General features: G+C 59.1%; 19 protein-coding genes. 18 read left to right on the forward strand and 1 reads right to left on the reverse strand.

Annotated features, from left to right (window positions below; all coding sequences use genetic code 11):
• Window positions 1–102 precede the first annotated feature (102 nt).
• The 16 genes from nusG (at window position 103) to IEU99_RS04775 (ending at window position 21488) form a co-directional block, all read left to right on the forward strand.
• Window positions 103–936 (forward strand): transcription termination/antitermination protein NusG, encoded by an 834-nt coding sequence (nusG, locus tag IEU99_RS04700; RefSeq protein WP_128890529.1) that lies wholly within the window; start codon window positions 103–105, stop codon window positions 934–936.
• A 245-nt stretch (window positions 937–1181) separates the two neighbouring features.
• Window positions 1182–1616 carry a 50S ribosomal protein L11 gene (gene rplK, locus IEU99_RS04705; protein ID WP_123960952.1) on the forward strand — a complete coding sequence of 145 codons (435 nt, stop codon included), beginning with the start codon at window positions 1182–1184 and terminating at the stop codon, window positions 1614–1616.
• Window positions 1617–1724: 108 nt separating this feature from the next.
• Complete coding sequence (rplA, locus tag IEU99_RS04710; protein WP_128890528.1) at window positions 1725–2432, forward strand: 50S ribosomal protein L1; 708 nt, start codon at window positions 1725–1727, stop codon at window positions 2430–2432.
• Between the two features lie 122 nt (window positions 2433–2554).
• Entirely contained in the window at window positions 2555–3349 is a 795-nt protein-coding gene (locus tag IEU99_RS04715; RefSeq protein ID WP_128890527.1) for a M48 family metalloprotease, read from the forward strand.
• A gap of 167 nt (window positions 3350–3516) precedes the next feature.
• Window positions 3517–4611, forward strand: coding sequence for an inositol-3-phosphate synthase (locus IEU99_RS04720; RefSeq protein ID WP_128890526.1), 1095 nt, complete (start codon window positions 3517–3519; stop codon window positions 4609–4611).
• 343 nt (window positions 4612–4954) lie between these two features.
• Window positions 4955–5470, forward strand: a complete 516-nt coding sequence (rplJ, locus tag IEU99_RS04725; protein WP_128890525.1) for a 50S ribosomal protein L10 — start codon at window positions 4955–4957, stop codon at window positions 5468–5470.
• Window positions 5471–5563: 93 nt separating this feature from the next.
• Window positions 5564–5950, forward strand: coding sequence for a 50S ribosomal protein L7/L12 (gene rplL, locus IEU99_RS04730; RefSeq protein ID WP_123960947.1), 387 nt, complete (start codon window positions 5564–5566; stop codon window positions 5948–5950).
• A 100-nt stretch (window positions 5951–6050) separates the two neighbouring features.
• On the forward strand, window positions 6051–7043 hold the full coding sequence (locus IEU99_RS04735) for a nucleoside hydrolase (RefSeq protein ID WP_128890524.1): 993 nt from the start codon (window positions 6051–6053) through the stop codon (window positions 7041–7043).
• A gap of 192 nt (window positions 7044–7235) precedes the next feature.
• Window positions 7236–8021, forward strand: a complete 786-nt coding sequence (locus tag IEU99_RS04740; RefSeq protein WP_128890523.1) for an ECF transporter S component — start codon at window positions 7236–7238, stop codon at window positions 8019–8021.
• Window positions 8021–8689 (forward strand): energy-coupling factor transporter transmembrane component T, encoded by a 669-nt coding sequence (locus IEU99_RS04745; protein WP_128890522.1) that lies wholly within the window; start codon window positions 8021–8023, stop codon window positions 8687–8689. The genes IEU99_RS04740 and IEU99_RS04745 overlap by 1 nt, the downstream gene beginning before the upstream one ends.
• A complete protein-coding gene (locus tag IEU99_RS04750; protein WP_128890521.1) occupies window positions 8689–9960 on the forward strand; it encodes an ATP-binding cassette domain-containing protein in 1272 nt (423 codons plus the stop codon). Before IEU99_RS04745 ends, IEU99_RS04750 begins: the two co-directional genes overlap by 1 nt.
• A gap of 248 nt (window positions 9961–10208) precedes the next feature.
• A complete protein-coding gene (locus IEU99_RS04755) occupies window positions 10209–11546 on the forward strand; it encodes an oxygenase MpaB family protein (protein ID WP_128890520.1) in 1338 nt (445 codons plus the stop codon).
• 100 nt (window positions 11547–11646) lie between these two features.
• Window positions 11647–12504, forward strand: coding sequence for an NAD(P)-dependent oxidoreductase (locus IEU99_RS04760; protein ID WP_128890879.1), 858 nt, complete (start codon window positions 11647–11649; stop codon window positions 12502–12504).
• A 14-nt stretch (window positions 12505–12518) separates the two neighbouring features.
• Window positions 12519–13616, forward strand: a complete 1098-nt coding sequence (gene pgfA / locus IEU99_RS04765) for a cell envelope lipid trafficking protein PgfA (protein ID WP_128890519.1) — start codon at window positions 12519–12521, stop codon at window positions 13614–13616.
• Window positions 13617–13855: 239 nt separating this feature from the next.
• A complete protein-coding gene (gene rpoB / locus IEU99_RS04770; protein WP_164931193.1) occupies window positions 13856–17350 on the forward strand; it encodes a DNA-directed RNA polymerase subunit beta in 3495 nt (1164 codons plus the stop codon).
• A 127-nt stretch (window positions 17351–17477) separates the two neighbouring features.
• Complete coding sequence (locus tag IEU99_RS04775) at window positions 17478–21488, forward strand: DNA-directed RNA polymerase subunit beta' (RefSeq protein ID WP_128890517.1); 4011 nt, start codon at window positions 17478–17480, stop codon at window positions 21486–21488.
• A gap of 68 nt (window positions 21489–21556) precedes the next feature.
• Here IEU99_RS04775 and IEU99_RS04780 read toward each other — a convergent pair whose 3' ends face one another.
• A complete protein-coding gene (locus IEU99_RS04780; RefSeq protein ID WP_128890516.1) occupies window positions 21557–21910 on the reverse strand; it encodes a zinc ribbon domain-containing protein YjdM in 354 nt (117 codons plus the stop codon).
• 71 nt (window positions 21911–21981) lie between these two features.
• Here IEU99_RS04780 and IEU99_RS04785 point away from each other — a divergent pair, with 71 nt between their 5' ends.
• Entirely contained in the window at window positions 21982–22731 is a 750-nt protein-coding gene (locus IEU99_RS04785; protein WP_128890515.1) for a hypothetical protein, read from the forward strand.
• Window positions 22715–23749, forward strand: coding sequence for a hypothetical protein (locus IEU99_RS04790; RefSeq protein ID WP_128890514.1), 1035 nt, complete (start codon window positions 22715–22717; stop codon window positions 23747–23749). Before IEU99_RS04785 ends, IEU99_RS04790 begins: the two co-directional genes overlap by 17 nt.
• Window positions 23750–23794: the final 45 nt, after the last annotated feature.

Consider the following 23794-nt stretch of genomic DNA (forward strand, 5'->3'; position numbering starts at 1 on the left):
GAGGCGGGATACTTTATGTCAGTGAGCGGGCTAGGCTTAAAAGCAGCACGGCCACCACGCTGGCAGGAAGTACGACACACCTTCAAGAGGATGGAACACAGTATGAGCGATGAGCACAAAGGCTCCTTTGCTGATGCTTTCGGCGAAGCCGTCGAAGCATCACTAAGCGCCGAGCAAGAACAAGAGCAGCAGTCCGAAACCTCCAACGAGGTTGAGGTTGAAGAGCAAACGGTGCAGGAAGCCGACTACGAGGCTGCCATCGCTGAAGACTCCGAGGAACTCGACGCCGATGCCGAGTACAAGGCTCGCCTGCGTAAGTTCACCCGTGAGCTGAAAAAGCAGCCCGGCAAGTGGTACATCATTCAGTGCTACTCCGGTTATGAGAACAAGGTGAAGACCAACCTGGACATGCGTGCCCAGACCCTTGAGGTGGAAGATTCCATCTTCGAGGTCGTTGTGCCCGTGGAGCAGGCCGTGGAGATCCGCGACGGTAAGCGCAAGATTGTCAAGCGCAAGCTGCTGCCCGGCTATGTGCTGGTGCGCATGGACATCAACGACCGCGCCTGGTCCGTGGTACGCGATACCCCTGGTGTGACCAGCTTCGTGGGCAACGAAGGCAACGCCACTCCCGTCAAGCACCGCGACGTAGCCAAGTTCCTCATGCCGCAGGAATCTGCCCCCGGCACCGACAAGGGTGCTGCGACCGAAGACGGCGAGCAGGTCGTGGCAATGCCCACCGAAGCCACCAAGGCTCCAGTCCAGGTGGACTACCAGGTTGGCGAGGCCGTCACCATCCTCACCGGCGCCCTGGCATCGGTATCGGCCACCATCTCCGAGATCGACGCCGAAAACGGCAAGCTTCAAGCGCTCGTGTCGATCTTCGGCCGCGAAACTCCTGTGGAGCTCGGCTTTGATCAGGTAGAAAAGATCACCTAGGCCTTTTATCGCCCTGATTGCACTAGGACAAACCCCGGCTGCTTTGGTTGCAGCCGGGGTTTGAGTGTATTCTGGTTGATCGCGTGTGTTTGAGGCATGCGCGAATAAGAACATATACATCCCCGGTGGCTGGATGAATGAAGCACAGGCACGCTGTATCGCCTCGTTTCATGTCTCTGGCATCCGGACGTCGAAAAGCCAAAAAGGCGCATCGGCGTTAACACGGAAAGTTGGTAGAAGTCTCCATGGCTCCTAAGAAGAAGAAGGTCTCCGGCCTGATCAAGCTGCAGATCGAAGCAGGCCAGGCAAACCCGGCTCCCCCGGTTGGTCCTGCCCTTGGTGCTCACGGCGTGAACATCATGGAATTCTGCAAGGCTTATAACGCTGCAACGGAAAACCAGCGCGGCAACGTTGTGCCTGTAGAGATCACCGTCTACGAAGACCGCTCCTTCGACTTCAAGCTGAAGACCCCTCCGGCTGCCAAGCTGCTGATGAAGGCCGCTGGCATCAAGAAGGGCTCCGGCGTTCCCCACACCCAGAAGGTGGGCACCGTGACCCTCGACCAGGTCAAGGAAATCGCTCAGACCAAGCTTGAAGACCTCAACGCATACGACGTTGACACCGCAGCCAAGATCATCATGGGCACCGCACGCTCCATGGGCATCGAGGTCAAGGAATAAGCAAGGGACTCAGTGCTGCACCTTTTCGCAGCATGACCCTCACCGTGGCAGGGCCAGCTTCGGCCCGCACCACACAATCCGAATAAGAACCACAGAAGGATTTTCAACATGAGCAAGCGTTCTAAGGCATACAAGGCCAACGCAGAGAAGGTAGACAAGAGCCGCGTGTACAGCCCCATGGCTGCTGCAGAGCTGGTGAAGGAAACCTCCTCCAAGAACACCGACGCCACCGTTGAGGTTGCACTGCGCCTCGGCGTTGACCCCCGCAAGGCTGACCAGCTTGTGCGCGGCACCGTCTCCTTGCCCAACGGCACCGGTAAGACCGTGCGCGTGGCCGTATTCGCCGAAGGCGAGAAGGCAACCCAGGCTCAAGAAGCTGGCGCCGACATCGTGGGCACCACCGAGCTGATCGAGCAGATCACCGCTGGCACCATCGACTTCGACGTTGCTATCGCAACCCCCGACCAGATGGCCAAGGTTGGCCGTGTGGCTCGCGTCCTCGGCCCCCGTGGCCTGATGCCGAACCCCAAGACCGGCACCGTGACCACCGACGTGGCAAAGGCTATCGCCGACGTCAAGGGCGGCAAGATCTCCTTCCGCGTGGACAAGGCTTCCAACCTGCACGCCATCATTGGTAAGTCCTCCTTCGACGCCAAGGCATTGGCTGAGAACTACGGCGCACTGATCGACGAAGTGCTGCGTATCAAGCCTTCCTCCTCCAAGGGTGTCTACCTGAAGAAGGTCACCATGGCCTCCACCTTCGGCCCTGGCGTTCCGGTTGATCCTTCCGTTCAGAAGAACTACACCGAGGCCTAAAAGCCCTCAGCGCGTGCTGGCTCATTATTGAGCTAGCACACGTTCTACACTCATCCCTATGGCTGGTTTTCCACGCCATAGGGATTGTTGTGTTTTTAGAGATCATGACGAGGGACTAGACCATGCGCACATCGGACCGAAGCTACCGCAGACATGCAAGACTCATCAGCGCAGCGGTCTTAAGCGCTGCCATCTTCGGAATGATCCTTGCCCTGACCGTGCTCGTGTTCAATCCCTTAGATAATGACGCGCTGAGCTTGGTGATGTTGCTATTTTTCGGGCCGCTGATCATCTGGATCGCCCGAAGGTTCAAACAAGCCAAAGCGCGCCTGACCTATGCGCGCATCGATGCACAACAGTATCCGGATATTCACCAGCTAGTTCAGCGCTTCTCCCGGGAAGTCGAGCTCAGAGGCTTCCCGGCGGCCTTCCTTATCACCGACGCCTCAACCAACCCTTGCGCGGGAGAGCTCAACACCAGGCCTTGTGTGCGCATCGGTTCCGATTTCTTTGCAGGGTGCAGGGAAAACGACACGCCCGAAGCGCTGGAGTTTATGGTGGCCCACCAAATCGCGCACCTTAAAGCCGGGCACACCAGCCACTGGTGGGCGATGGTGGTGTCCTCCGTGCGCTTTGTTCCTGTGCTCAATGCCCTGGTTGCTCGCCAAATGGAGTTCCACGCCGATTATCTTGCAGCCCGCATGTCGCCTCAAGGAGCAGGACTGGCCATCGGCTTATGCCAGGTGGGCAAGGATAATTTTCCCTACCTCAACCCCGAGGTCCAATACGACAGTGGTGTAAGCAGCTCCGGCTTCTGGGCCTGGATTGCCAAGTGGAGCAGCATTGAGGTCAGCCCGTCTGAACGGTATGCGCGCTTAGTTGATGCAGGGCTCGTGCCCCAAAAACCCGAAGAGTAGCTTGCCCGAGCTGCCAGGGCAGTGTGCGGTTTTCCGGGCTGCCACAGGGGCGCTGAAAAGCTCGCCCCCGAATAGGGGAATACTTAATCGGTTCAGTGTTAAATCTGAATCGGTTAAGCCTTTGAGCTGCATGTTTTAGCTAGCGCAGAGGGGTTAGTCTCGTGGGCATGGCAAAAATCAATGTGGCTATTGCAGGCCTAGGTAACTGTGCAACCTCCCTGATTCAGGGGATCCATTACTACCGTGATGCAGACCCAGCATCGGAAGTCCCTGGACTCATGCACGTCCAATTCGGCGACTATCACGTAGGCGATCTCAACGTGGTGGCAGCCTTCGATGTGGATGCAGACAAAGTGGGCAAGGACGTCTCCAAGGCCATCGAAAGCGGCCAGAACTGCACCATCAAGATCTGCGATGTGCCCGAGATGGGCGTGAAGGTCCAGCGCGGCCATACCTTGGATGGCTTGGGTCGCTACTATCAGCAGACCATCGAGGAATCCGATGCTGAGCCAGTAGATGTGGTTCAAGCGCTCAAGGATGCCGAGGTAGACGTGCTGGTGAGCTACCTGCCGGTGGGCTCTGAGGAGGCAGACAAGTTCTACGCCCAGTGCGCGATTGATGCAGGCTGCGCCTTTGTCAACGCCCTTCCGGTCTTTATCGCCTCTGATCCCGAGTGGGCTGAGAAGTTCCGTGCAGCCGGTGTGCCGATCGTCGGTGACGATATTAAAAGCCAGGTGGGCGCCACGATCAGCCACCGCGTGCTGGCCAAGCTCTTTGAGGATCGCGGCGTTCGTCTTGAGCGCACCATGCAGCTCAACGTCGGCGGCAACATGGACTTCAAGAACATGCTCGAACGCGAGCGCCTGGAGTCGAAGAAGATCTCCAAGACCCAATCGGTGACCTCGAATCTGCACTCCGGACCTTTGGCCGGCAAGATCGAAGACCGCAACGTGCATATCGGCCCTTCCGACTATGTGGAGTGGTTGGATGACCGCAAGTGGGCCTATGTTCGCCTTGAGGGCACTGCCTTCGGCGATGTGCCGCTGAACCTGGAGTACAAGCTGGAGGTGTGGGATTCGCCCAACTCCGCCGGCATCATCATCGACGCCATCCGCGCTGCAAAAATCGCCCTCGACCGCGGCATCGGTGGGCCGGTGGAATCTGCTTCTTCCTATCTGATGAAGTCTCCGCCTACCCAGCTTGGCGACGACACCGCTCGCGCCGAATTGGAAGCGTTTATCGCAGGCGATACTGAAGAATAATCCCCGTGATGGCCAAACAAGAGGTCTGTTTCAGCCGGAATTTGCGCTGTAGAGCTTTGATGCTGTAGCCTCGCAAGTCGAAGTTTGAAACGGACCGCTTGGTCCCCGCTCAAGTTTCACCGAAGACCGTCGGTTAGCCAAGTTTTGGCTCGAAGGAATCCAAGCAATTGGATCAGCCCACGCAGGAGACACTGAAGCGTTTTACTCCTTCCAAGGAGAACTACGTGCCCTGTGCTCTTGCACGGGGTTTTTGTTTTGTCTCAAGCGCTAGCGCTTTTAGGCGAACAGAAGCCCCGGCGGATCAGAACACGATTGATACGTACATGAGGAAGGAGGCGAAGTAATGGCAAACCCGAAGAACGAGCAGTCCCTCGCTGAGCTGAAGAACCGCTTTGCAGAGGCTGACTCCGTCGTGCTCACCGAGTACCGCGGCCTGTCCGTGGCTCAGACCACCGAACTGCGTCGTGCACTGGGTGCAGATGTCCAGTACTCCGTCGCCAAGAACACCCTGGTCAAGCTTGCTGCTAAGGAAGCTGGCATCGAGGGCCTTGATGATCTCCTCGTTGGCCCCACCGCTGTTGCCTTTGTTAAGGGCGAAGCCGTGGACGCTGCGAAGGCGATGAAGAAGTTCGCTTCTGACAACAAGGCATTCGTAGTCAAGGGTGGCTACATGGACGGCAACGCACTGAGCGCTGCTCAGGTTGATGCCATCGCCGAGCTGGACAACCGCGAGACCACCCTCGCAAAGCTGGCTGGCGCCATGAAGGGCAACTTGGCAAAGGCTGCAGGCCTATTCAACGCCCCCGCTTCTCAGGTTGCGCGCCTCGCAGTTGCGCTGCAGGAGAAGAAGGAAGCGTAAGCCTTGCCCCCAAGCGGGCAACACACGTTTTACACACAACACTTTGGATGCGAACCTGCGGGCGAGCATCCGCCTTAAGAAAGGAATACCACCATGGCTAAGCTCACCAAGGACGAGCTCATTGAAGCTTTCAAGGAGATGACCCTGATCGAGCTCTCCGAGTTCGTGAAGGAATTCGAAGAGGTCTTCGAAGTTACCGCTGCTGCTCCGGTTGCTGTTGCTGCCGCTGGCGCTGCAGGTGGCGACGCTCCTGCCGCTGAAGAGAAGGACGAGTTCGACGTTGTGCTCGAGGACGCCGGCGCCAAGAAGATCGGCGTGATCAAGGCTGTTCGCGAGATTGTTTCCGGCCTGGGTCTGAAGGAAGCTAAGGAGCTCGTTGAGTCCGCTCCTAAGGCTATCCTCGAGGGCGCTAACAAGGACGACGCTGAGGCTGCCAAGACCAAGCTCGAAGAGGCTGGCGCTAAGGTTACCCTCAAGTAATATCCCCTTCGGATATTCACTTCACATCCCCCAACCGGCATGGTGCTGGTGGGGGATGTTTTCTTGCGCTTTATCCCCTTGTCCCTTCTAAGATCAACGCATGACCAAGGCCACCACACCACCAAGCATCTTCGCCGATGTCGATACCGGCATCGACGACATGCTGGCGTTGATCTACCTATGCGCCCTGCACCGTGCAGAAGAAATCACCCTTGCCGGGGTAAGCGCTAACGCGGGCAACACCACCGCCACCATGGCGGCCAATAACACCCGCTACATCCTGAATCTGCTGCACTGCCACGATGTGCCGGTGGCACTCGGCGCTCAAAGCCCCTTGAGGGTGCCGCTGACGATCACCCCGGAAACTCATGGCCCGGCAGGCCTTGGCTACGTGTTTGCACCTGGCAATGAACAGGCCAAAAACCTCAGCGTTGCGGCAGGAGTAGTGCCAGAGGCTCGCGTGATGCAGGCCTTGCAGCGGCCAAGCCCACTGGCTCCGGGAATCCTTGAAGATGCTCCACGGCTTTGGCGGCAGGTGCTTAACACCTACCCACAGTGCCGCTTGCTGGTGAGTGGCCCAGGTACCTCAGTTGCCCAACACCTAGAGCTTGCCCGCGAGTTCTCCCACATCACCGTCATGGGTGGGGCAGTGGACTATCCCGGCAACACCACCGAGCATGCCGAGTGGAATTTTTGGTCCGACCCAGACGCAGCCCAAGCGCTGCTCAGCTTGCACCCCACACTGCTGAGCTTGCAGATCAGCGAGCAGATCACCATCACACCAGAAGTGCTGGACTCCCTAGCCATGCCAGCAGAACTCCACAAAGTAGTAGCCGAGGCATTGCGTTTCTACTTCGAATTTCATCAGGCAATGGGCGAAGGCTATCTTGCCCAAGTCCACGACCTGGCGGCGGCGATGATTGCCTGCGGCACCGCCTCGTATGCCACCACTGCCTGCAAGCTAGCCCTCGATCCCGCCGATCGTGGAGCACTCAAAAGTGGGCAAGGCGATGAGGTCGCTGTCATTAGCAGGCTGGAAGCAGCAGCGGTCGAAGAAGAATTACGCCGGGCGTGTGCGCTGCTTGGCAAATAGGCAGCAATGGCGTGCTATCCGGACTTGGAAGTGCAGGCAGGGGCGTCGAAAAGCTCATGGGGGCACCCGTGTGGAAAGCACAAGCCCGTCGTGGTTGAATGCCCAAGTGTTGTGCTCGAGGTGACATAGAGCCAACCTGACCAAAGCCCAGTGGCTGCAAGCCCATGATCGGAGCCAACGCAAAGGTTATCTATGTCTACAATCTCGAATCGTCGCAGTTATATCCTCACCGGTGTAGCACTTGCCATCATGGCGCTCACCTGGCTGATCCTGGTGCTCATGCACCCCGAAGATCAATGGGACTCCCTGGCCCAAGGCCCCGGAGCGGTTGTAGCACTGCTGGGATTTAGCCTCGGAGCTATCGTCGCGCTGGTTGCCGTCATCCCCGTGCTTCACCCCCGTGCGCTCGCACTGATCCCCGTGGCTCTGGTGCTCAATATCGTGCTCGGCCAGATCGTGGGCACCAACCCGCTGCCCATTCCGCTCTACCTCGACTCCATCGGAACGGTACTGGTTGCAGCACTTTGCGGCCCGCGTGCAGGCATGGCTACCGGTGCGCTCTCGGCCCTGGTGTGGGGAACCTTCAATCCCACCGTGGTGCCCTTCGCCGCGGACTACGCCATGATCGGCCTGCTCGCAGGTCTGGCTCCCTGGGTTACCCGCCGCTGGCTCGTGCCGATCTGGGGCGCATTTGTTGGCCTGCTGTCTGCACTCATGGCAGCACCTATCGCCTCCTTTATCTTTGGTGGTACCGCCGGAACCGGCACCGGGCTTTTGGTCAGCTTCTACCGTCAGCTCGGCCTTTCGCCCATGTCTGCGGTGTATGCGCAGTCGTTAAGCTCTGATCCCATTGACAAGGTGATCGTCTTTAGCCTGGTGCTGCTCATTGTTGCTGCCCTGCCCAAGCGCACCATGCGAGAATTTCGCCCCAAGGATGCCGCACCCAAAGCGGTAGCACCCAAGACCACTGCCGCCTAGTGCTCCTTCGCCTGCCTGCCGTGCGTTTGCATCCTTTTACGCTGCTCACCTTCGCCGGATGCTCCATGGTGTTGCTGACTGCCTTAAACAATGTGGTGGCATCTGCCATTGGGCTTGGCGGAGTGATCATTGTAGGCCTGCTCGCTCGGCGCAAGGCAGTGCTTCTTACCACCGCAGCACTCGGGCTGCCGGCGGTGGCCTCGTTTAGCTTGATGTATGGCCTGTTCGGTCAGTGGCAATCGGCGGCAGAGCTCAGCCTTCGCTTCGCCGCGATCCTGGGCTCAGGGCTGCTGTTTTTTAGCTTTATCGACGCAGACGAGATGCTTCGAGCCATGAGCACCAAAGTGCCCGCGCCGGTGGTCTTTATCCTGGGCTCCATTAGCCGGATGACCCAACTAGCCCAGCAGCGCCTGAGCACCATCGAAGAGATTCAACGCTCGCGGGGGATGAAGGTGCGCAAGTTCTCGTGGAATAACGTGCTCTTGCCCCTGATCGTGGGTATGGTCACCGACGCCGCGGTGCGCAGCAGACCCCTCCAACGCACGGGCATTGCCAGGCCAGGACCGCGCACGGTGCTCTACCCAGTAGCTGACCGCACCGCCGAGCGGGTCTTACGATGGCTTTGTGTACTCATTACTGCCTTGGTCTGTGTTGCGGTGGTGATCTGATGCAAGAGCAGCAAGAACAGCACTCGCGCCGATATATCTGGGGTGCCTCTGGCAGTGGCTTGAGCCAATACGCCTGGGAGATGGCAGAACACACGGGGGCGGCGTGGGTTGGCAATGATGCCGCGGCACACATTAGCCTGCTCAGAGCCACGGTTGAACAAGAGCTGGCCTTTGGCATGGAGCAATTGGCCATTCCGCGCGATGAGATGTTTGCGCGCATTGCCGAGGCTGCCGAGCAATGGGGGCTTGTATCGCTGCTCCAACGAGATCCAGCGAGCCTTTCTACAGGGCAAACCCGCAGAGTGGCCATTGCCAGCGCCCTACTCGTGCAGCCATCCGGCTTGGTTCTAGATTGCCCCCTCGATGGCTGCGATACCGACGCACAAGCAACGCTCGCGCAAGTGATGAGCACCTTCGATGGCGAGATCAGCATCTGCGATCGCCGCTGGACCGTGCTGGCCGACGATGCCAAAAGCTTTGAATACCGGGGTGGTGAGCTGCACCCGATGCAGCCACCGCGGCCGCAACTACAACAAGGTTCATACCTGCCGCTGGGGCAAGGCGAGGACGGCTCAGTACACGACAATGACGTCGTCTTAGAGCAGATGATTGTGCGCCGCGGCGAGCGCAAGGCTGGACGCCGGGCCGGACGGAGGGTTGGACGGAGGGTTGGCAGCGGTGGCGAGCGTGGTGCTGCACCTACCTTTGCCTTAGGGCCTGTGAGCCTGCGCTTTCCTGCAGGGGCTATCACGCACCTTCGGGGTGCCAATGGTTGTGGCAAAACCACGCTCATGCTCGCAGCAGCAGGACTGATTCCACACGAAGGCCAGGTGCATGCGCCAACCATTGGCTGGGTGCCAACGGCGATGGATCAAGCCTTTTCGCAGCCAAGCGCACTGCGGGAGGTGTCGTTGGGTAGTGATCAAGCCCATGCCGAGGCGGCACTTGCTTGGTGTGGTTTAGAGGAGGTTGCTCAGTTGCACCCTCTTGATCTGCCGAGCTCTCAGCGACGCTTATTGGCATTTGCTTGTGCCATCGTCCGTGGGCCTGGCGCGATTTTTCTTGATGAACCTACCGTGGGCCTTGATACCTCCGGCATTGAGCAGCTTGCGGTATTGATGCAGCGCTTTGTTCAGGGGCGGTGGCATGAGCACCTGCGAGAACGTGGCCTTGATGTGCTCCACGAGGGGCTGCCGAGTGTTGTGTGGAGTTGCCATGAGCAAGACTTCGCTCATATTTCGGATTTCGTTGTGGATCTGCCCTTGAGCTAATGGCTATCGGGCTTTCCTGATCCAGTTCTTTCTCTTTGATGCTTTCCTGCTGGCGTGGCGGGTTTCTTGTGCTTTTTGTACAGCTCAGGATGGATGTATTGTGCACCACTTGAGGCGTTATGTGACCGGCGTTATAGTGGCAAGTGACACCGAGCACACTCGGTGGACCGTGAATTCCCTACACAAGCACCACCCGGCTTGTTTTCTTCCGATAACTACACCGCCCCGAATGCCTGTAAGGAACCACCATGAACGCGATCAACGAGCTGCCAACCCTTCCCCGGTCTGAGAACCCCTACGAGGACTTCCGCTACTTCTACCGCGACGGCATGCCACTTCGCCCCTCGCCGCGGCGCCGCACCGAACGGCCGTCCTGGAGCACCGTGCGTCACAACCTTTTTGATAAATGGCACCACGTGCGCGATGACTGGAGCTACGACACTCCACAAACTCGCCTGCTCGACGACCACATGTGGCAAACCGACGAGCTCGGCGCCGCCGTGGCCGAGATGTTCAAACGTGTGGGATCCAAGCAAGCTCGTGCCGATTTCGAGCTGGCTTTGGAGGAGGGCATCGACAAAGTAGCAAACCCCGAGCCAGAACTCGTCGCACTTTTCGAGCAGCTCGACCACATTCCTGAGTGGATCGACTTAGAGGCCGCAGAACGCGGACGCGTGGCCTACTACAACACCACCGAAACCTCAGAGTTTCTCACCTTCGCCTTTGGCTACTGGGCCACCACCATGGAGGATCGAACTTCTGCCGCTACCGGCGAAACTCAGATGTTTGAGCTGCGCCCATTGCAGCGTGCGATGGAAACCAGCGAGTTCTTTGTCAATACCGGTCTCCACGGCGTATTCGACCGCTTCAGCGAGGGCTTTAAATCCGCCGTCCGTGTCCGCCTGGCGCATGCTCAGGCAAATCGCTACCTAGAAAAGCTCTGGGGGCCGGAGCACTTTAATGAGTTCGGTCGCCCCATCGGATCCAGCTTCCTGGTGTCTGGAGAAGGGTGGTTCGCCCTCTTGCCGCTGGCTCTTGATGAGTTCTTCGGTCGCCCACATTCTGGGCAGGAGTGGGACGATGTGGCCATGTACTGGGCCTATATCCTCTACGTGATGGGCGCAGAGGAGCGCATCATTCCCAAGACCGGCGATGAGATGCGAAAGATGACCGACTTTATCTTCGCCAATGGCGGTATGAGCTCGAGTTATCGCCAACAAATCGCCACCGCGTTATTCAAGATCCTGGAGATGATGAACCCCGATGCGCCACGAAAGTCGCTGGCTGGGCTCTCGCTGATCGTGGGTGAAGAAGATACGCGCTTTATGATCAGCGGCACCCGTTGGGCCGAGCTGGACTGGTCGGAGGAAGCGAAGAAGCTCGAAGCCGAGGCACGCGAGCAAGCCGCGCAAATGCGCGAGGAAGATGCGCATACCGATGCCTGGCAGCGCATGGAAGCGCGCTCCCGCGAAGGCAACCCGCCGTGGATGACCGCGCTGCGCGAGCAGATCCACCACGCCGAAGAACACGGCTTGGATGTGCCCAGCAACTTCCAGTTGCATGACGCCACCACCGACGCTCACTAGTGCCAACGCTGCAGGCGACACCGCAGCCTCTACTCATCACTGTGAGGCTGCGGTGCAGCATCTCGGCGCATCGGCCTTCTGCTTTGGCATGATGGGGCACATGAAGATCGCATGGCTAGGAACTGGACGCATGGGCACCGAGCTCGCCCTGCATTTGCTGAAAGATCATGAGGTGACGGTGTGGAATCGCACCGCTGCGAAGGCACAGAAGCTTGTCGACGCCGGCGCGACCCTCGCCAACTCTCCCGCAGAGGCAGTAAGTGGTGCTGATCTGGTGGTGACCTGCCTTTTCGGCCCGCCGCAGATCAAGGAAGTTGTGCTCGATGCCAACCTAATTCCCGATGGGGTGCCCTGGGCGGACGCCACCACCGTATCCCCAGCAGATACCGTCGATTTTGCAGAGGCCGTTCCCGCCTACGTGGCAACTCCCGTGGTTGGCTCACTTGGCCCTGCTCGTGAGGGCAAACTGGGCGTCTACGTTGGCGGCGCCGACGCCCAAGCTCGTGAGCTGGTGGCCAAAGTTGTGGCTCCATGGGCCGCTGCCAATCCTGAGCGCCTCAAAGTGGTGGACTCCGCGGCCAAGGCTGCAACCGGCAAACTTATGGCCAACCTTGCCCTGGCTGTCAGCGCTCAGGGCGTGCTGGAGGCATTACAGCTTGCGGCTTCCAATGGTGTTGAAGCCGAGGAGGCCCTGGAGATGCTGGACTCTACTGGTCTGGCCTTTCTTAAGAATATGAAGGCGCCGTTTATCCTCGGCGAGCGTGAAACCTGCCCGGGTGATTTCACCGTGGATGCCATTGCTAAAGATGTGGCCTTGATGTTGCGCAGCGCCAATACCGTGCTGCCGGCTACCGCTGCTGCCCTGGAGAGCCTGGAAGGCCAGCAGGAGCAGGGAAGGGGAGATGAGGATTTCTCCGCTATGTTGGTGTACCGCAATAAGATCAACCCGGCCGAATAGTAGGATCAGACCTCATGCTGCCAAAGTCTCGCATTCAGTCGGCGCTCGCCATCGGCATCGGCCTGTTCCTCGTCGTGGTCGGTGTGCTGGCCCCCGTGCTGCTTGATAAGGGCGTGCAGTTGCCCATGGATCTCAAGCACAGCACCTATACGCTGCGAGACGAGGCTGCTCACAGTCGGGTGATTGGCAAGGATGTAGAAGTCACCGCACCGGTGACGCGCCAAACCCACTTCGAGATCTTCCCCGCAGCCGACGAAGAACATGCCACCTTGCAGGTCGGTGTGACCAATATGCGAGACAGCATGCAAGACGAGGTGGATAGGCTCATTACCGCGAGTGTGTGGTCGGCAACCATCGACCGCGTCACAGGTGAGATCACCGGTCCGATGACGGTCACGGATCAGCTTGGCAATCCCCCGCGCGAAGTGCAGGCCGAAGGCGTGTGGATGAAGTTCCCTTCAGATGCGCAGCAAAGCACCTACCAGGTATTTGATCCGCTGCTGCGTGAGGCTCTGCCGGCGGAATTTAGCCAAGAAGAGCAGCGTGATGGCAGGACGCTGTATCGCTATGTGCAGCGAATTGAGCCCAAAAACGTGGCCTTGAACTACGCCGCGGTGCAAAACACCGTCTCGATTCCTCGCGATGATAAGCAAATCACCGCCTACCTCTATCACTCCGGCACCCGCGAATTCCTCGTGGATCAGGCCACGGGCCTTGTTGTGGGGTTGGAGGAGCATATCGACGACTACTACGCCACCAATACCGGCGAGCGGGTAGCAGTAGGTATGCAATTTAATGGCAGCCTCAATGAGCAGCAGGCCGAAGAGCTGCTTGCAGAAACTGATCAATTCCCCGACTGGCATATCTGGCGTTATATCTGCTGGGGCATCGCAGGCCTTGGTGGCCTGCTGACGCTCATCGGGCTGTTCGGTGCCTTCGGTACAGGCAAGAAGCAAGACAAGCCGCAGCCGGAAGCAGAAGATGGTGAAGGTGCCGCACCTGCTGCTAGCGACACGCCGCAAGAGGCGGCTATCCTAGACCAGGATTCCACCATGTATATTCCCCTCAAAGACGCACCCAACACTGCTGAGGGTCAAAAGCCTTCCCCCTAGCAGACCCGCGGGGGAGCAACCAAAAAAGTAGTTGACGCTTTGGCTTTGGGGGTATAAGCTAAACCGTTGCGCTGGAATCCGTGTTGGATAGAAGCTCTGGCCTTGTTCAAGTTCGAGGAAAACGACAACTTGACAAGGTCATTCCGTGCTATCTGTGCACGATGATTCCTTAGCAGACCGAAATGCTCATTTACCAGCGGTTTTGGTGGTCAATATTGCGGGGCCATCATCCGCGCGAGGTGCTGGAAGGACCCATCTTGGCAGTCTCCCGCCAGACCAAGGCCGACATCCCTGGGGCTCCCGAACGTTATTCGTTCGCAAAAATTACCGAACCTATCGAGGTCCCGGGACTTCTCGATATTCAGCTCGATTCCTTTGCATGGCTGATTGGTACGCCTGAGTGGCGCGCCAAAAAGCAGGAGGAATTAGGCCCTGATGCCCGCGTAACCAGCGGGTTGGAGGACATCCTAGAGGAGCTTTCTCCCATTCAGGATTACTCCGGCAATATGTCTTTGTCGCTCTCGGAGCCACGCTTCGAGGACATGAAAAACACCATCGACGAGGCTAAAGATAAAGACATCAACTACTCCGCGCCTCTCTACGTCACGGCGGAGTTCATTAACAACGACACCCAAGAGATCAAGTCTCAGACGGTGTTCATCGGCGATTTCCCGATGATGACCGACAAGGGCACGTTCATTGTCAACGGCACCGAGCGTGTTGTGGTGTCGCAGCTTGTTCGTTCCCCTGGTGTGTACTTCGACCAGACCATCGACAAGTCCACCGAGCGTCCCCTGCACTCCGTGAAGGTGATTCCTTCCCGCGGTGCATGGCTTGAGTTCGACGTGGACAAGCGCGATACCGTTGGCGTTCGCATCGACCGCAAGCGTCGCCAGCCCGTCACCGTGCTGCTCAAGGCTCTGGGTTGGACCACCGAGCAGATCAAGGAGCGCTTCGGCTTCTCCGAGATCATGATGTCTACCCTTGAGGCAGACAATGTTGCTAGCACCGATGAAGCGCTGCTGGAGATCTACCGCAAGCAGCGTCCAGGTGAGCAGCCGACTCGCGATCTGGCTCAGTCGCTGCTTGATAATTCCTTCTTCCGCGCAAAGCGCTATGACCTAGCCAAGGTGGGCCGTTACAAGGTCAACCGCAAGCTCGGTCTTGGCGGCGATAACGAGGGTCTGATGACTCTCACCGAAGAAGACATCGCTACCACCATCGAATACCTGGTGCGCCTGCACGCAGGTGAAACCAGCATGACCTCCCCTGAGGGCACCGTCATCCCCGTGGAAACGGACGATATCGACCACTTCGGTAACCGTCGTCTGCGCACCGTGGGTGAGCTGATCCAAAACCAGGTTCGCGTTGGTCTTTCCCGCATGGAGCGCGTCGTGCGTGAGCGCATGACCACCCAAGACGCAGAATCGATCACGCCTACCTCGCTGATCAACGTGCGTCCCGTTTCGGCTGCAATCCGCGAGTTCTTCGGCACCTCCCAGCTCTCGCAGTTCATGGACCAGAACAACTCCCTGTCTGGTCTTACCCACAAGCGCCGTCTGTCTGCGCTTGGCCCCGGCGGCCTCTCCCGCGAGCGCGCCGGCATCGAGGTGCGCGACGTGCACCCCTCGCACTACGGCCGTATGTGCCCGATCGAGACTCCCGAAGGCCCGAACATTGGTCTGATCGGCTCGCTGGCTTCCTATGCCCGCGTGAACGCCTTCGGCTTCATCGAGACCCCTTACCGCAAGGTGGTCGACGGTGTTGTCACCGATCAGGTTGATTACCTCACCGCTGATGAGGAAGACCGCTACGTGGTGGCCCAGGCCAACACTCCTTTTGATAAGGACGGCAAGATCCTCGAAGAGCGCGTCACCGTGCGCGTGAAGAACGGCGATATCCAGGTCGTTTCCGGCGACGCCATCGACTACATGGACGTTTCGCCCCGCCAGATGGTTTCCGTGGCAACCGCCATGATTCCCTTCCTGGAGCACGACGATGCAAACCGTGCCCTCATGGGCGCGAACATGCAGCGTCAGGCTGTGCCGCTGGTGCGTTCCGAGGCTCCGCTGGTTGGTACCGGCATGGAGATGCGTGCCGCCTACGACGCCGGCGACCTGCTGATCAGCAAGAAGTCCGGTGCCGTTGAAAACGTCTCTGCAGACTTCATCACCATCATGGACGATGAGGGCATCCGCGATACCTACCGTCTGCGTAAGTTCGAGCGCACCAACCAGGGCACCAGCTACAACCAGAAGCCGCTGGTAAACATCGGCGACCGTGTCGAGGCTGGCCAGGTTATTGCCGATGGCCCCGGCACCCACAACGGTGAGATGGCGCTTGGCCGCAACCTGCTCGTGGCATTCATGCCTTGGGAAGGCCACAACTACGAGGACGCCATCATCTTGAACCAGCGCCTGGTTGAAGAAGATGTGCTCACCTCCATCCACATCGAAGAGCACGAGATCGATGCCCGCGACACCAAGCTCGGTGCCGAGGAAATCACCCGTGAGCTGCCGAATGTTTCCGAAGACGTACTCAAAGACCTCGATGAGCGCGGTATCGTGCGCATCGGTGCTGACGTGCGTGACGGCGACATCCTGGTGGGTAAGGTCACCCCGAAGGGTGAAACCGAGCTGACCCCTGAAGAGCGCCTGCTGCGCGCCATCTTCGGTGAGAAGGCCCGCGAGGTTCGCGATACCTCCATGAAGGTGCCGCACGGTGAAACCGGCAAGGTGATCGGTGTGCGTCGCTTCTCCCGCGAGGACGACGACGATCTCGCCCCCGGCGTGAACGAGATGATCCGCGTCTATGTTGCTCAAAAGCGCAAGATCCAGGACGGCGATAAGCTAGCTGGCCGCCACGGCAACAAGGGTGTTGTGGGCAAGATTCTGCCTGCCGAGGACATGCCCTTCATGCCCGATGGCACCCCTGTCGACATCATCTTGAACACCCACGGTGTGCCGCGTCGTATGAACATCGGCCAGGTGCTGGAAGTGCACCTTGGTTGGTTGGCCGCCGCTGGTTGGGAAATCGACACCGATGATCCCGCCAACGCCGAGCTGATGAAGATGCTGCCCGAGGAGCTCTACAGCGTTCCTGCCGGTTCGCTGACCTCCACCCCGGTATTCGACGGTGCTTCCAACGATGAGCTGGCTGGCCTTCTTGCCAACTCGCGCCCCAACCGCGATGGCGACGTCATGGTTGATGCCGACGGTAAGGCACAGCTTTTCGACGGTCGCTCCGGCGAGCCTTTCCCGTACCCGGTTTCGGTTGGCTACATGTACATCCTCAAGCTCCACCACCTGGTGGACGAGAAGATCCACGCACGTTCCACCGGCCCGTACTCCATGATTACCCAGCAGCCGCTGGGTGGTAAGGCTCAGTTCGGTGGCCAGCGCTTCGGCGAGATGGAGGTGTGGGCAATGCAGGCATACGGCGCTGCCTACACCCTGCAGGAACTGCTGACCATCAAGTCGGACGACGTGGTTGGCCGTGTGAAGGTCTACGAGGCGATCGTCAAGGGCGAGAACATCCCGGATCCGGGTATCCCCGAGTCCTTCAAGGTGTTGCTCAAGGAGCTGCAGTCGCTGTGCTTGAACGTGGAAGTGCTTTCCGCAGACGGCACCCCGATGGAACTGTCCGGTTCCGACGAGGACGACTTCGACCAGGCTGGTGCCTCCCTTGGTATCAACCTGTCGCGCGACGAGCGTTCGGACGCCGACACCGCATAACGCCAGGTCTGTAGGGGACGGCTTTTCAAGGCGCACATGAGCGTCGAAAAGCTCCCTGCAGGCGGACATTCAAAGAAAGCAAATAGTTTTTAACGAGCCCCTAAGCATTAGGGGGAAAGGGAGTTACGTGCTCGACGTCAACTTCTTCGACGAACTCCGCATCGGCCTGGCCACCGCCGACGACATCCGCCGTTGGTCCAAAGGTGAGGTTAAGAAGCCGGAGACCATTAACTACCGCACGCTCAAGCCTGAGAAGGACGGCTTGTTCTGTGAGCGTATTTTCGGCCCCACCCGCGACTGGGAGTGTGCCTGCGGTAAGTACAAGCGCGTGCGCTACAAGGGCATCATCTGTGAACGCTGTGGCGTTGAGGTGACCAAGTCCAAGGTGCGTCGTGAGCGCATGGGCCACATTGAGTTGGCCGCGCCCGTGACCCACATCTGGTACTTCAAGGGCGTGCCTTCACGCCTGGGCTACCTGCTTGACCTTGCTCCTAAGGATCTTGAGCGCATCATCTACTTCGCTGCGAACATCATCACCAGCGTTGATGAGGAAGCTCGCCACAACGACCTGTCCACCCTGGAAGCCGAGATGCTTCTAGAAAAGAAGGACGTTGAGGCCGATGCAGAATCCGATATTGCAGAGCGTGCCCAAAAGCTTGAGGAAGACCTCGCAGAGCTTGAAGCCGCAGGTGCAAAGGCTGATGCGCGCCGCAAGGTGCAAAATGCAGCCGATAAGGAAATGCAGCACATCCGCGAGCGTGCCGAGCGTGAGATCGACCGCCTCGAGGAAATCTGGCAGACCTTTGTCAAGCTTGCCCCGAAGCAGATGATCATCGATGAGTCCATCTACGAAGAGCTCATCGACCGCTACGAGGATTACTTCACCGGCGGCATGGGTGCTGAGGCCATTCAGACCCTGATTCGCAACTTCGACCTCGACGCCGAGGCCGAGGAGCTGCGCGAGATCATCAACAATGGCAAGGGCCAGAAGAAGATGCGCGCGCTCAAGCGCCTGAAGGTTGTGGCTGCATTCCAGCGTTCGGGTAACGACCCGGCTGGCATGGTGCTCGACTGCATCCCGGTGATCCCGCCGGAGCTTCGCCCCATGGTGCAGCTCGACGGTGGCCGTTTCGCCACCTCGGACCTCAACGACCTCTACCGTCGTGTGATCAACCGCAACAACCGCCTCAAGCGCATGATCGATCTCGGTGCTCCTGAGATCATCGTGAACAACGAAAAGCGCATGCTGCAGGAATCTGTGGACGCGCTCTTCGACAACGGCCGTCGTGGCCGTCCGGTGTCTGGTCCGGGCAACCGCCCGCTGAAGTCCCTGAGCGACCTGCTCAAGGGTAAGGCTGGCCGTTTCCGTCAGAACCTGCTGGGTAAGCGTGTTGACTACTCCGGCCGTTCGGTGATTATCGTCGGCCCGCAGCTCAAGCTGCATGAGTGTGGTCTGCCCAAGCTCATGGCGTTGGAGCTGTTCAAGCCCTTCGTGATGAAGCGTCTGGTGGAAAATGACTTCGCCCAGAACATCCGCTCCGCAAAGCGCATGGTGGAACGCCAGCGCCCCGAGGTGTGGGACGTGCTGGAAGAGGCCATTGCTGAGCACCCAGTGATGCTCAACCGTGCGCCTACCCTGCACCGCCTGGGTATTCAGGCCTTCGAGCCGAAGCTGGTGGAAGGTAAAGCCATCCAGCTACACCCGCTGGCCTGTGAAGCCTTCAACGCCGACTTCGACGGCGACCAGATGGCTGTGCACCTGCCGCTTTCCGCAGAAGCACAGGCAGAGGCCCGCATCCTCATGCTCGCCTCCAACAACATCCTTTCGCCTGCCTCGGGTAAGCCCCTGGCTATGCCGCGTCTGGATATGGTTACCGGCCTGTACTTCCTCACCATGGACAAGGCCGAAGGCGAGCTCGGTGGCGAGGGTGCCTACAAGCCTGCTAGCGATGATCAGCCTGCACAGGGCGTGTACTCCTCCTACGCCGAGGCAATCATGGCGCGCGACCGTGGCGTGCTTGGCCTACAGGCCAAGATCAAGGTGCGTATTTCTCACCTGCGCCCGCCGGCAGACATCGAGGCAGAGCAGTTCCCCGATGGCTGGCAACAGGGTCAGACCTGGTTGGCAGACACCACCTTGGGTCGTGTCATGTTCAACGAGTTGCTGCCGTGGAACTACCCCTACCTTGAAGGCGTCATGGTGCGTAAGGGTGGCGGTTCCGACAAGATCATGCTTGGCGATGTGATTAATGATCTCGCCGCCAAGTACCCCATGATCACCGTGGCTCAAACCATGGACAAGATGAAGGATGCCGGCTTCTACTGGGCAACCCGTTCCGGTGTCACCATCGCCATGTCCGACGTGCTCGTGCTTCCCAACAAGGACGAGATGCTCGAAAACTACGAGGCCGAGGCCCGCAAGATCGAGCGCAAGTACTGGGAGCAGGGTGCGCTGACCGAGCGCGAGCGTTACGACCGCCTGGTGGAACTGTGGAAGGATGCCACCGACGAAGTTGGTCAGGCCGTCGAGGATCTGTACCCCGACGACAACCCGATCCCGATGATCGTGAAGTCCGGTGCTGCCGGTAACATGCGTCAGATCTGGACCCTGGCCGGCATGAAGGGCATGGTTGTGAACTCCAAGGGTGACTACATCACCCGCCCGATCAAGACCTCCTTCCGTGAAGGTCTGTCGGTGCTGGAGTACTTCAACAACTCCCACGGTTCGCGTAAGGGCCTGGCCGATACTGCGCTTCGTACCGCCGACTCCGGCTACCTCACCCGTAGGCTTGTCGACGTCGCACAGGACGTCATCGTGCGCGAGGAAGACTGCGGTACCCGCCTTGGTATCCGAGTGCCCGTAGCCGAGGCCGTGAAGAATGCCGAAGGCAAGGTCACTTCCTACACCGGTAACGCCTTGATTGAAACCTCTGTGGCCGGCCGTGTGGCTGCCACCGATATCAAGGACTCCGAGGGCGAAGTGCTCGTTGCTGCTGGTGAGAACCTCACCGAGGCTGCCATCGAGAAGATCATCGCCGCTGGTGTTGAGCAGATCAAGGTGCGTTCGGTACTGACCTGCCAGACCGCCACCGGCGTGTGCGCCAAGTGCTACGGCAAGTCCATGGCTACCGGCCAGCTCGTCGATATCGGCGAGGCCGTCGGCATCGTGGCTGCACAGTCCATTGGTGAGCCCGGTACTCAGCTCACCATGCGTACCTTCCACCAAGGTGGTGTGGGTGGCGACATTACCGGTGGTCTGCCGCGTGTGCAGGAGCTCTTCGAGGCTCGTGTACCAAAGAACCGCGCGCCGATCGCTTCGGTTGCCGGCACCGTGCACCTGGAAGACGAGGGCAACTTCTACACCTTGACCATTACCCCGGACGATGGATCCGACAATGTGGTCTACGAGAAGCTCTCCAAGCGCCAGGGTCTTGCCACTGTGCGCGTGCCCATGGAATCCAACCCGGGTGCCATGATCGAACGCACGCTGGCTGAAGGCGATCACGTTGAGGTTGGCGACCGCCTCCTGCGCGGCCCTGCCGATCCTCACGACGTGCTTGAGGTACTTGGTCGCCGCGGTGTGGAACAGCACCTGGTAGACGAAGTGCAGGATGTGTACCGCGCCCAGGGTGTGGCCATCCACGACAAGCACATCGAGATCATCATCCGCCAGATGCTGCGTCGCGGCACCGTGATCGAGTCGGGCTCCACCGAGTTCCTGCCCGGTACCCTGGTAGATCTCTCCGAAGCCAAGGCAGCCAATGCCGAGGCACTGGCCTCCGGTGGACAGCCCGCCGAGCTGCGTAGCGAGATCATGGGTATTACCAAGGCCTCGCTGGCAACCGAATCCTGGCTCTCCGCGGCCTCCTTCCAGGAGACCACCCGTGTGCTTACCGATGCCGCTATTAACAAGCGCTCCGATAAGCTCATCGGCCTCAAGGAGAACGTGATCATCGGTAAGCTGATCCCGGCCGGTACCGGCATCTCGCGTTACCGCAACATCTCGGTCAAGCCCACCGAGGCTGCGCGCAACGCCGCCTACTCCATCCCCACCTATGGTGAATCCGTCTACGGCGATGAAACCTTCGGTGAGTTCGTGGGCAAGTCTGTGCCGCTCGATGAGGCATACGACCTCTAAGCGCTAGACAAGCACAAAGCTCCCGGTATGTTCCTTAACTGGAACACCGGGAGCTTTTCTTTTTGCCCTTAGGCCTTGCGCACGACGGAGGATTTGAGCTTCATCGCACCAAAACCATCGATCTTGCAGTCAATGTCGTGGCCATCGCTGGCTTCTGGCAGCAGGCGAATATTGCGCACCTTCGTACCAGCCTTAATGCCCTGGGGTGAGCCTTTGACCTTCAAGGTTTTGACTACGGTGACCGAGTCGCCGTCGAAAAGCTCATTGCCAACGGCATCTTTGATCACCGGGTGTTGCTCTGCAACCTCTTCCTCCTGGGGCTGCCACTCGTGGGCGCATTCGGGGCACACCAATAGCGGTGGCATCTCATAGGTGTACTCGCTTTGGCACTCGGGGCAGGGCTGCAGGGCTTCATCACTCATGGCTACTCATGCTACTTCCCGCAGCAAAGACTGCCCCCGCAAGCCCACCCCTGCGCTTAGAATGACTGTCTGTGAGCAAAAACGAGTGGAACGATCAGCCAGATTACGCCGAGGAGGACTTCGCCGGTGGTGGTTGGGGTGAGCAGCCTCAGACCCCAGAGACGAGCATGTTCCCGCCACAGGGTGCCTCTCAGCCTGAAACGCCTAAGCAGCAGTTCCCGGAAACTGCCTATGCACCGCCGGCGTATCAACAACCGGCGCAGCCATATCCCCAAAACCAGTATCAACAGCCCATGCAGGCTGCTCCTGTGTACCAACAGCAGGGCGGATCGAAAACCTGGCTGGTGGTGCTGCTTACGGTGCTCGTGCTGCTAGCGGCAGCAGCCGTGGGCTATTACGTTTTGCAAAATAACAAGGGCGACGATGTTCAGGCCACGGATCAAGATCCCGTGACTGTGGTGACCACGGTGCCGCCTGACAATAGCGCCGAGGCTACCCAGACCACCACCAGCAAGAAGAAGGAACAGCGCCCCGCAAGGCCGAACCTTCCTTCCTCCGTGGAGGCTGTAAGCCAGGGCGCGAAATCAGGTCGCCAGTCCGGCAACCTGGATAATGTGTGGAAGTCCGGTCCTACCTCCGATGTCTTCGCCATGGCTGTGGCCAAGGCCTTTAGCGATGAATACCGCAGCACCAAAAACACCAGCCCCACCTTGCAGGTGTACTCCGCGGTGACCGGGCAAACCTACCAGATGACTTGCTCTGATAACGGCCAGTATGTGCACTGCACCGGAGGTAATAACGCCAATGTCTACATTGCCTAAGCAGTACCTTCGCGTAGCCGCTGCCCTGGGAGGGGCAGCGTTGCTGCTATCCAGCTGCATGTTCCCCGAAGATGTCCAGAAGGACGAACGTTCCACCGTCACTTCCACCACCACGGCCGAAAGTTCCACGCCGGATCAGGGAGTATCAGCGGATCTGCCTCAAGCCATCCTCGATGCCGTAGCCGATGTAGAGGCGGATACGGGCTCACGGGTGTCGCTGGCTATCAGCAGTGGGGTAGAGCAGGAGCCGAAGTTCGCTGGCAATTTGGCTCCTCGACAAGAGGCATGGTCCACCATCAAGGTGCCGCTGTCGATCGCTGCCCTGCGCCAGGATCCCTCCCTTGAGCCCACCATGGTCTTGGCCATTACGCAGTCGGACAATGACGCAGCCATGCAGATGTGGGATGCCCTCGGTGGTGGCGAACAGGCAGCGGCCGCAGTGGAAGAGGTGCTGGCAGAAGCCGGGGTGGAAGTAGATGTGCCGGCAGAAAAAACCCGTGCGCAGTTCTCTCCTTTTGGCCAGGCCCTGTTCTCCACCGGGCAACAGGCAAGCTTTGCCGCCGCCTTGCCCACCCTTGATGGGGCAGCGCCGGTGCTGGAGGCAATGGGTGAGGTTGTCGCAGGCCAAGATTATGGCCTCGGCACCTTCGAAGGTGCGCGCTTCAAGGGCGGCTGGGGCCCGGATACCAGTGGTGCCTATTTGGTGCGCCAATTCGGCTTGGTAGGTGATACTGCCATCGCTATTGCCACCAAACCCGCCGATGGCACCTATGAGTCTGGGCAAGTAGTACTGACGAAGATCGCTCAGGCAATCGAACCGCACCTTGATAGCCTCGATGCCCCCGCTGGGGCAGCGGCGTCTTCCTCTACTGATCCAAGCAGCAACAACGAGAAATCAGAAACGCCAACCCGCCAATCAGGCCAGGAGCAACCGGAGCCGCAGCCTGTGCAGTCGCCCACTCCTGGGCAAGGCCAACAGCGCGGCCCAGAGGGCTTTAGCACCATCCCTGCTGTATAGCTCCAAGGATGGCGTGTTCGAAAAAACGAAGTACGGATGAGATAA

The sequence above is a fragment of the Corynebacterium pelargi genome, from assembly GCF_014635485.1.
GTDB classification, from domain to species: Bacteria; Actinomycetota; Actinomycetes; order Mycobacteriales; family Mycobacteriaceae; genus Corynebacterium; species Corynebacterium pelargi.